The organism is Nocardia sp. No.11, assembly GCF_038752175.1.
Lineage (GTDB): Bacteria > Actinomycetota > Actinomycetes > Mycobacteriales > Mycobacteriaceae > Nocardia > Nocardia canadensis.
On the sequence record NZ_JBCGFB010000063.1, the window covers coordinates 26,279 to 33,209 of the forward strand.

6 protein-coding genes are annotated in these 6,931 nt (G+C 70.9%); 1 reads left to right on the plus strand and 5 read right to left on the minus strand.

Annotated features, from left to right (window positions below):
- Positions 1-34 precede the first annotated feature (34 nt).
- On the minus strand, positions 35-1,378 hold the full coding sequence (locus tag V8688_RS19305) for an MATE family efflux transporter (protein ID WP_342801397.1): 1,344 nt from the start codon (positions 1,376-1,378) through the stop codon (positions 35-37).
- Between the two features lie 272 nt (positions 1,379-1,650).
- Here V8688_RS19305 and V8688_RS19310 point away from each other — a divergent pair, with 272 nt between their 5' ends.
- Positions 1,651-2,829 carry an MFS transporter gene (locus tag V8688_RS19310; RefSeq protein ID WP_342801398.1) on the plus strand — a complete coding sequence of 393 codons (1,179 nt, stop codon included), beginning with the start codon at positions 1,651-1,653 and terminating at the stop codon, positions 2,827-2,829.
- A gap of 86 nt (positions 2,830-2,915) precedes the next feature.
- Here V8688_RS19310 and V8688_RS19315 read toward each other — a convergent pair whose 3' ends face one another.
- The 4 genes from V8688_RS19315 to infB all read right to left on the minus strand — a co-directional run.
- Positions 2,916-3,914, minus strand: a complete 999-nt coding sequence (locus V8688_RS19315) for a bifunctional oligoribonuclease/PAP phosphatase NrnA (protein WP_342801399.1) — start codon at positions 3,912-3,914, stop codon at positions 2,916-2,918.
- Between the two features lie 80 nt (positions 3,915-3,994).
- Positions 3,995-4,444: a 30S ribosome-binding factor RbfA gene (gene rbfA / locus V8688_RS19320; RefSeq protein ID WP_218717763.1), complete on the minus strand. Its 450-nt coding sequence runs from the start codon at positions 4,442-4,444 to the stop codon at positions 3,995-3,997.
- A gap of 14 nt (positions 4,445-4,458) precedes the next feature.
- Positions 4,459-4,752: a DUF503 domain-containing protein gene (locus V8688_RS19325; RefSeq protein ID WP_218717795.1), complete on the minus strand. Its 294-nt coding sequence runs from the start codon at positions 4,750-4,752 to the stop codon at positions 4,459-4,461.
- A 93-nt stretch (positions 4,753-4,845) separates the two neighbouring features.
- A partial coding sequence (gene infB / locus V8688_RS19330; RefSeq protein WP_342801400.1) for a translation initiation factor IF-2 occupies positions 4,846-6,931 on the minus strand: 2,086 nt, incomplete at its 5' end.

Consider the following 6,931-nt stretch of genomic DNA (forward strand, 5'->3'; position numbering starts at 1 on the left):
CGACCGGGGCATCGCTGTGACGAGCGCCACTGTCCTACGCGGCCCCGGTCGGGATATCGGCGCCGACGCGTGCCCAGCGGCCGGTGCGGGCGCGGGCCACGACGGCCAGCAGGCGTAGCAGCATGAACGCGACCAGGCCGGACCAGATGCCCGCGACACCCCAGTCGAAGACCAGCGACAGCCAGATCAGCGGCAGGAAACCGATCAGGGCGGCGATCAGCGTGGCGGTGCGCAGGAACGCGGCGTCGCCCGCGCCGAGCAGGACACCGTCGAGCGCGAAGACCGCGCCGGCCACCGGGATCATCGCGACGAAGAACCACCAGATGACGTGCGTGCGCTCGAGGACCTGGGCGTCGTCGGTGAACAGCAGCGGGATCACCCCCGCACCGGCGGCGAAGACGGCGGCCAGCACCAGGGCGAAGATCTCCGACCAGCCCGTGACCCGGCGGGCGATGCCCTCGGCGCCCCGCGCGTTGCCCGCGCCGAGCGCCGCACCGACGAGCGTCTGCGCGGCGATGGCCAGCGAATCCAGCGTCAGCGCCAGGAAATTCCACAGTTGCAGGACCAGCTGGTGGGCGGCGACCGAGGCGGCGCCGAAGCGGGCGGCGACGGCGGCGGCGGAGATGAAGCACGCCTGGAACGACAGGCTGCGCACGATGAGATCGCGGCCGAGGACCAGCTGGGCCCGCATCACGGCGGGGTGCGGGCGCAGCGGGACCCGTTCGCGCAGCAGCGCGTAGCCGAACAGACCACCGGTCACGAGCTGGCCGACCACATTGGCCACCGCCGACCCGGCCAGCTCCAGGCGCGGCGCCCCGAACAGCCCGTACACCAGTACCGGGCACAGCACGGCCGACAGTGCCAGTCCCACCACCACGAACATCAGCGGGCGGCGCACATCCTGTACCCCCCGCATCCAGCCGTTGCCCGCCATCGACAGCAGGATCAGCGGCACGCCGAACAGGGCGATCCGCACCCAGCGCAGCGCCTCGTCGGCGATCTCGCCGCCACCGGCGATCGCCGCGCACAACGGCCCGGCGACCAGCTGCACCACCACCAGGATGAGCACACCGATCGCCGCACCCACCCAGCTGGCCTGCACGCCCTCCGCGACCGCGCCCGCCCGGTCTCCCGAGCCGTGCCGGCGCGCCGCCCGCGCGGTGGTGCCGTACGACAGGAAGGTGAGCTGGGTGCTGACCGACCCCACGATGACCCCGCCGACCGCGAGCCCGGCCAAAGCCAGCGCCCCGAGCCTGCCGACGATCGCCATGTCGAACAGCAGGTACAGCGGTTCGGCCACGAGCACGCCGAGCGTCGGCAACGCGATCCCGAGAATCCGCCGCGGCCCCACCTCGGCGTCCGGACCAACCGTGGACATCAGACTCCGCCTCCCCGTCGCCGGCGCCCGATCCGGCGCACGACACCGATGCTCGCATACCCGGACGCCACGACCCGGCGCCGCCACGAGCACCCTGCCACCGGCGGAACGGGCCCCGAACCGGACCCGCGCGGCGGAAACCGGACGACCCCGGGGAATTCCCTGGTAAATGTCGCGGTGCCCGACACCTCGGGCAATACTGGTCACTCGCCCAGTCAGGGCGGACGCTGCGCGACCCTCCCGGTTCGCCCCGATCTCTCAGGACAGCAACGATGGCGTTTGTACAGCGGTGGCGCGTGATCACGGCGTTCGCCCTCGTGGGCGCGGCGACCCAGGTCGTCTGGCTCAACTACGCGCCCGTCACCACGGTGGCGGCGGACCATTTCGGCGTGTCGGAGTCGGCGGTCGGCTGGCTGGCCAACATGTTCCCGCTGCTGTACGTGGTGCTGGCGATCCCGGCGGGCATCCTGCTCGACCGCTGGTTCCGGCCCGCCCTGATCGCGGGCGCTGTGCTCACCGCGATCGGCGCCGACCTGCGGTTGCTGCACGACAGCTTCGCCATGGCACTGCTCGGTCAGACCATTGTGGCCATCGCGCAGCCGCTGGTGCTCAACGCGATCACCGGCGTCGCCGGGCACTACCTCGCCGAGAAGGACCGTCCGACCGGAATCGCGGTCGGCACCGCCAGCACCTTCGCCGGGATGGCCGCGGCCTTCGTACTCGGCGCGATCTTGCCCGCCGAACACCAGCTGTGGACGCTGACCGCCGTGGGCGCGGGATTCGCCAGCGTGGCCGCGCTGCTGCTCACCGTCGAGGTCCTGCGGCCGGGACAGGTCGCGGCGGGCGCGGCGCCGAGGCGTCCGGCGGGTGAGCCGCTGGCCGCGCTGCGGGTGACGCTGCGCGACCCCTATGTCCGCCGACTGTGCGCGGCGGTCTTCTTCCCGTTCGGCACCTTCGTCGCGCTGGCCACCTACGGTCAGGCACTGCTCGAACCGGCCGGGGTGAGCGCCGACGCGGCGAGCGTCGTGCTGCTGGTCAATGTCGTGGCCGGGGTCGTCGGATGCGCGGTGGTGCCGGTGGCCGTGCTGCGGCGCGGCGTCGAACTGCCCGCGGTCATGGTGGGCCTCACGGCCAGTGCGCTCGCCTGCCTGCTCGTCGCCGTCGCGCCCGGACTCGCCACCGGATTCCTGGCCTTCGTGCTGATCGGCCTCACCCTGCTGCCCGCGCTGCCGATCGTGCTCACCATGACCGAGCGGCACACCGGAGTCGCCGAAGGCACCGCGGCCGGGCTCATCTGGATGACCGGCAATCTCGGCGGCCTGGTCGTCGCCGGAGCCACCGGCCTGCTCGTCGACCGGCCGGCGGCGGCGTTCGGACTCTGCGCCGTCGCGACGATGGTGGGAGTGCCGCTCGTACTGCGGCTGCGACGCGAGCCCGTCGCCGTCGGCTGATCGGCGCGGTGTCGGCCGGGCAACTCGCGCGAGCGGACCGCCCCGCCCGATGTGGCCGGAGCACGCGCCCGGCGACGGTTCCGCGCTCAGCCGAGCGCGGTGACCAGCGCCTGCACCACGTCGGTGGCGTTGCCGTAGGTGGTGTATCCGGCCGCGAAGCGATGTCCACCGCCGCCGAACTCGCTCGCGATCGCGGCGACATCCACCCCGTCGGCGGCGCCGGGCGCGGAATCACGGGAGCGCAGCGAGACGGTCCAGCGGTCGTTCTGGCCGCGGGCCTCCTTGAAGACGGCGGCGATCCCGGCCTCGGCGGTGGTGCGGACGACGTCGATGACGCTCTCCACCTCTTCGGGGCCCACCTCGTGGGTGTCGGCGGCCCGCACCAGCGCGTAGACCAGCCCCACCCCGGCAGCCGAGGGTACGACGACCGCCGTGGACAGCACCTTCGACAGCATCGGCAGCCACGCGTACGGGTGGGTGTCGAGCAGCACCCGGGTGATCTCGGCGCCGTCGATCCCGGTGGCGAGCAGCCGCTCGGCCATGGCGTGACTGCCGGTCCTGGCCCAGCGGAACGAGCCGGTATCGGTCACCAGCCCCGCGAACAGGCAGTGCGCGATGGGGGCGTCGATCGGGATGCCCCACGCGTCGAGCAGGCGAGTGACCAGCTCCGTGGTCGAGGCCGCCGACTCGTCGATCAGGTCGACGGTGCCGAATCCGTCGTTGGCCCGGTGATGATCGATGACCAGCGTCGTCGTCGCTCCGGCCAGCCGGTCGGCCAGCACCCCGAGCCTGCTGCGCGCACCGCAGTCGACGACCACCAGCAGGTCGACCTCGCGCGGTACCTCGGCGGGCGGCACCAGCAGATGCCCGCCGGGCAGCGTCCGCAGCGAGGCGGGCAGGTCGGCGGGTTCGGCGAAGGACACCACCACCGGCACGCCCTTGCGTTCCAGGGCCAGCGCCAGCGCCAGCCCGCTGCCGATGGTGTCGGCATCGGGCTGCACGTGACACAGCACCGTCACCGACCGCGCCGTCGCCAGGGCGGCGACGGCGGCGGCCGGCACGGTCGCGTCACGGGCGCCGGTCATGCGGTACCCGTTCGGCATGCGCGGGCGCCCGACGTGGTCACGCGAGCTACCGCCTCCAGGCGCTGACCGCTCATGCCGGGCTACTCGTCGCCGTCGTCGTCGCGATCGGACTTGTACGGGTCGGCCTCACCGGCGTGCGTGGCGTTGGCCGCGACCTTGGCGACCTCGTCGTCGATGGCACGAGCCCGGGCCAGCAGCTCCTCCATCTCGCGAGCCGCGTCGGGCACCTTGTCCAGCGTGAACGACAGGATCGGGGTGAACTTCACCCCGGTGCCCGCACCCACCTTGGACCGGAGCACGCCCTTGGCCGCGTCCAGACCGGCGGCGGCGGCCGCGTAGTCGGGTTCGGTGTCGAGCGTCTCGCCCATCACCGTGTAGAACACCGTTGCCTCGCGCAGATCGCCGGTCACCTTGGCATCGGTGACGGTGACGAACCGCAGCCGCGGATCCTTGATCTCGTACTCGATCGCGGTGGCCACGATCGCGGAAATCCGCTTGGCGAGTCGGCGTGCCCTGGCTTGATCCACCATGGCGATACCTCCCTCTAGTCTTCGGGTCCGAAGATCCGGCGGCGTACTGCCAGCAACTCTATCTCCGGACGGGCGGCGACGTGCCGCTCACATTTGTCGAGCACCTCGTTCAGGTGCGCCGTTTCCGCGCTGACCATGGCCACCCCGAGCAGTGCCCGGCGGTGTAAGTCCTGGTCGCCGGCCTCTGCGGCGTTCACGGCGAAGCGCTTCTGCAGCTCGGCGAGGATCGGCCGGATCACCGACCGCTTCTCCTTGAGCGAGTGCACGTCACCGAGCAGTAGATCGAATTCGAGCGCACCGATGTACAGCGGTGCTCACCTCCTGATAGATGGATGGATTGCCCGCATGACCACACGCCGCACCCGAGGTTTCGGATGCGGCGTGTGGAACGGTGTGCGTGATCAGTCGCGCGGCTTCTCGCGCAGCTCGTACGCCTCGATGATGTCGCCGTCCTTGATGTCGTTGTAGGTCACGGTCATACCGCACTCGTAACCTTCGCGGACCTCGGTGGCGTCGTCCTTCTCCCGCTTGAGCGAGGAGATGGTCATCGTCTCGGCGACGACCCGGCCGTCACGGATCAGGCGCGCCTTGGCGTTGCGCTTGACCGAACCCGACAGGACCATGCAGCCGGCGATGTTGCCGACCTTCGACGAACGGAAGATCGCGCGGATCTCCGCCCGGCCCAGCTCGACCTCTTCGTAAATCGGCTTGAGCATGCCCTTGAGGGCCTTCTCGATCTCGTCGATGGCCTGGTAGATCACCGAGTAGTACCGGATGTCGACGCCCTCGCGGTTGGCCAGCTCGGTGGCCTTGCCCTCCGCACGGACGTTGAAGCCGATGATGATCGCGTTCGAGGCCGACGCCAGGTTGACGTTGGTCTCGGTGACGCCACCGACACCGCGGTCGATGACGCGCAGGCGCACCTCGTCGTCGATCTCGATGCCGAGCAGGGCCTCTTCGAGGGCCTCGACCGTACCGGAGTTGTCGCCCTTGAGGATCAGGTTGAGCTCCGAAGTCTCCTTCAGGGCGGCATCCAGATCTTCCAGGCTGATCCGCTTGCGGCTGCGCGCGGCCAGCGCGTTGCGCTTGCGCGCATTGCGGCGGTCGGCGATCTGGCGAGCGATCCGGTCCTCGTCGACCACGAGCAGGTTGTCGCCCGCGCCGGGCACCGAGGTGAAACCGATGACCTGGACGGGCCGCGACGGCAGGGCCGCCTCGACGTCGTCGCCGTGCTCGTCGACCATGCGGCGCACGCGACCGTAGGCGTCGCCCGCCACGATCGAGTCGCCGACGCGCAGCGTGCCGCGCTGGATGAGCACGGTGGCCACCGGGCCACGGCCGCGGTCGAGGTGCGCCTCGATGGCGACACCCTGGGCGTCCATGTCCGGGTTGGCCCGCAGGTCGAGCGAGGCGTCCGCGGTCAGCAGCACCGCTTCGAGCAGCGCGTCGATGTTGGTGCCCTGCTTGGCCGAGATGTCGACGAACATGGTGTCGCCACCGTATTCCTCGGTCACCAGGCCGTACTCGGTCAGCTGCTGCCGGATCTTGTCCGGGTTCGCGCCTTCCTTGTCGATCTTGTTGACCGCCACCACGATCGGCACGTCGGCCGCCTGGGCGTGGTTGATCGCTTCCACCGTCTGCGGCATGACGCCGTCGTCGGCCGCGACCACGAGGATCGCGATGTCGGTGGCCTTCGCACCACGGGCACGCATGGCGGTGAACGCCTCGTGACCCGGGGTGTCGATGAAGGTGATCAGGCGCTCTTCGTCGTTGAGGTTGGTCAGCACCTGGTAGGCACCGATGTGCTGGGTGATGCCACCGGCCTCGCCCTCACGGACGTTGGCCTTACGGATCGTGTCCAGCAGTCGGGTCTTACCGTGGTCGACGTGACCCATGACGGTCACGACCGGCGGACGCTGCTCGAGGTCGTCCTCGCCGCCGGCGTCCTCGCCGTAGGTGAGATCGAACGATTCCAGCAGCTCGCGGTCTTCGTCCTCGGGGCTGACGACGTGCACGACGTAGTTCATCTCGCTGCCGAGCAGCTCGAGGGTCTCGTCGTTCACCGACTGGGTCGCGGTGACCATCTCGCCGAGGTTGAACAGCGCCTGCACGAGGGCAGCCGGGTTCGCGTCGATCTTCTCGGCGAAGTCCGACAGCGACGCGCCGCGGGCAAGACGGATGATCTCGCCGTTGCCGCGGGGCAGCCGCACGCCACCGACGGCGGGCGCCTGCATGTTCTCGTATTCGGCGCGCTTCGCCCGCTTCGACTTACGGCCACGACGCGGAGCGCCACCGGGGCGACCGAACGCACCCGCTGCGCCACCACGGCCACCGGGACCACCGGGACGACCGCCGCCGCCACCGGGACGGCCACGGAAACCACCGGCCGCGGGTGCACCGGCACCCTGACCTGCACCGGGGGCACCGCCACCGCCACCGCGGTAGCCGCCACCGCCGCCACCGGGACGACCTGCGCCGCCACCGGGA

Excerpts from the sequence above, each read along its gene's own strand:
- V8688_RS19305 (WP_342801397.1), bottom strand. The coding sequence starts at position 1,378 with ATGTCCACGGTTGGTCCGGACGCCGAGGTGGGGCCGCGGCGGATTCTC.
- V8688_RS19310 (WP_342801398.1), top strand. The coding sequence starts at position 1,651 with ATGGCGTTTGTACAGCGGTGGCGCGTGATCACGGCGTTCGCCCTCGTG.
- V8688_RS19315 (WP_342801399.1), bottom strand. The coding sequence starts at position 3,914 with ATGACCGGCGCCCGTGACGCGACCGTGCCGGCCGCCGCCGTCGCCGCC.
- rbfA (WP_218717763.1), bottom strand. The coding sequence starts at position 4,444 with ATGGTGGATCAAGCCAGGGCACGCCGACTCGCCAAGCGGATTTCCGCG.